Source organism: Blastomonas sp. CCH1-A6 (genome assembly GCF_001556365.1).
In the GTDB taxonomy this organism is placed as follows: domain Bacteria; phylum Pseudomonadota; class Alphaproteobacteria; order Sphingomonadales; family Sphingomonadaceae; genus Blastomonas; species Blastomonas ursincola.
Map to the genome: position 1 here is coordinate 1 of NZ_LSIS01000030.1, position 1,909 is coordinate 1,909.

3 protein-coding genes are annotated in these 1,909 nt (G+C 67.8%); 2 read left to right on the forward strand and 1 reads right to left on the reverse strand.

Annotation, left to right across the window (positions count from 1 at the left end; translation table 11 throughout):
* Positions 1-2 precede the first annotated feature (2 nt).
* On the forward strand, positions 3-512 hold the full coding sequence (locus tag AX735_RS25515; protein ID WP_202189474.1) for a hypothetical protein: 510 nt from the start codon (positions 3-5) through the stop codon (positions 510-512).
* A gap of 4 nt (positions 513-516) precedes the next feature.
* The gene (locus AX735_RS01615) at positions 517-1,227 is read left to right on the forward strand and encodes a COG3904 family protein (protein WP_066274578.1); all 711 of its coding nucleotides are present in this window, start codon (positions 517-519) and stop codon (positions 1,225-1,227) included.
* A gap of 12 nt (positions 1,228-1,239) precedes the next feature.
* Here AX735_RS01615 and AX735_RS01620 read toward each other — a convergent pair.
* A partial coding sequence (locus tag AX735_RS01620; protein WP_066274584.1) for a class I SAM-dependent methyltransferase occupies positions 1,240-1,909 on the reverse strand: 670 nt, incomplete at its 5' end.

Consider the following 1,909-nt stretch of genomic DNA (forward strand, 5'->3'; position numbering starts at 1 on the left):
CGCTGACGGCGGTGCTGGCCATGGCGCTGCCAATCCCTGCCCAGGCCCAGTTCGGCGGCCTGTTGCGCTCGCGTCCCAGCAGCAGTGGCAAGACCGCGACCGGATGCGACGACAGCGCGGGCAAGGCCGCCGGGCGATCGGTGCTTGGCGGCGTGCTCGGCGGTCTGGCGAGCCGCGCGGGGCTTCCCAGCTTCCTGCCCGTGCCCGAGGTCGCCGGCCTTTTGACCGACGCCATCGCCTGCAAGCTCGAGCCCGAAGAGCAGAAAAAGGCGGCGGACGCGACGCTGGAGGCGACACGCGGCGAAGAGGTGGGCAGCACCTCGTCCTGGACCAGCGAGACACGCAAGGACGTGTCGGGCACCTCGACCGTGGTCGGCAAGACGCAGCTTGCGGACGGATCGACCTGCATGAACGTCAACGATGTCATCATCGTCGAGGGCGAGGAGACGACGGTGTCGAAGCGCATGTGCAAGAAGCCGGGCGCCGCGCGCTACGAAATCGCGCAGGCTTAAGTCCATGCACGCACCGCATCGATGGCTGCTGGGCCTGGCCGCGACCGCCTTGCTGTGCGGCCAGTCGCCCGCGCCGATGGACCCGGCCAATCCCACCTGCCCGCAATCGCCCGACTGGTCGAACAACAAGATCATGACGCTCAAGGTCGTCAAGAAGGGCGATGCCAGGGTGCTGCTCGCCGAAGGCCCGGTCGATCAGACGCTGCCCGACCGGCTGAAACAGGCGCTGACCGACAATCCCGATATCAGCGAGATCTGGCTGCGCTCGCCCGGCGGCAACGCGCGGGCCGGGAATGCAGCGGGACGCCTGATCCGTTCCACGCCGGGGCTGGTGACGCGCATTCCGGCGGGCTGGACCTGCTTTTCCGCGTGCAATTTCGTGTTCATGGGCGGCCAGCTGCGCGTGGTCGAGCCGGGCGGCAATTTCATGGTGCACATGTTCACGATGACTGGCGACCGCGACGCGATCGACCAGTCGGTCGCGCTGGGGACCGACACCACGGTCGAGCTGATCGGCGATATCGAGCAGGAAAGCGCGCTGCTCGCCAGCGAGGACAATGATTTCCTGATCCGCATGGGCGTCTCGCGCAAGCTGCTGACCGACATCATGTACAAGCAGAAGGCGGTGGCGAGCGGCGGAGGCGATCAGTCAACCCGGCGCTGCCTGACGCAGGACGAGGTGTTCAAGTATAACGTGGCGAACGTGCAGGAATAGAGCGCGCGCCGCTTACGCCATCGCGCTGAGCAGCCATACCTTGTTGCGCATCATCACCCCTTCGCCGTCGCGATAATGGCGCGTGAACAGCGCCAGCAGATCGTCGCGCGCGCTTGCCAGCACCTCAGGACCCGCCTCGGCCAGCGCGCGCCCGATGGCCATGCTCGCGAGCGCAAAGTCCGCCGCATCCTCGGGCAAGGCGCCGGGGCCACCGATCGCCTGCTCGCCCTGCAGCGGTTCGATGGCAGGCGCGGCAAAACCGGCGTGCGCCAGGATGTCGCGGACATAGTCCAGATCGGCAAAGGCGAACGGGCCGGGCGTGCGCGGATCGGGCGAGGGGATGTCGATATGCGACCGCGCGACGCCCATCAGCTCCATCATCCACGGATTGTCGCGCGGCGCGGCCCAGATCGCCAGGTCGATCCAACCGCCGGGCTTCAGCATGCGGTGCAGGTTCGCGAAAGCGGCATGGGGATCGGCAAAGAACATCGACCCGAAGCGCGAGACCAGCCGGTCATAGGGCGCATCGTCCAGCGTCACGGTTGCGGCATCGGCGCAGACGAAGCGGAGATTGGCATGCCCCTCGGCGCGGCGGCGGGCGAGATCGATCAGATCGGGCGAGATGTCCAACCCCAGTACCGCGCCGTCCGGCCCCGCCGCCTCGGCCAGCGCCAGCGAGGTC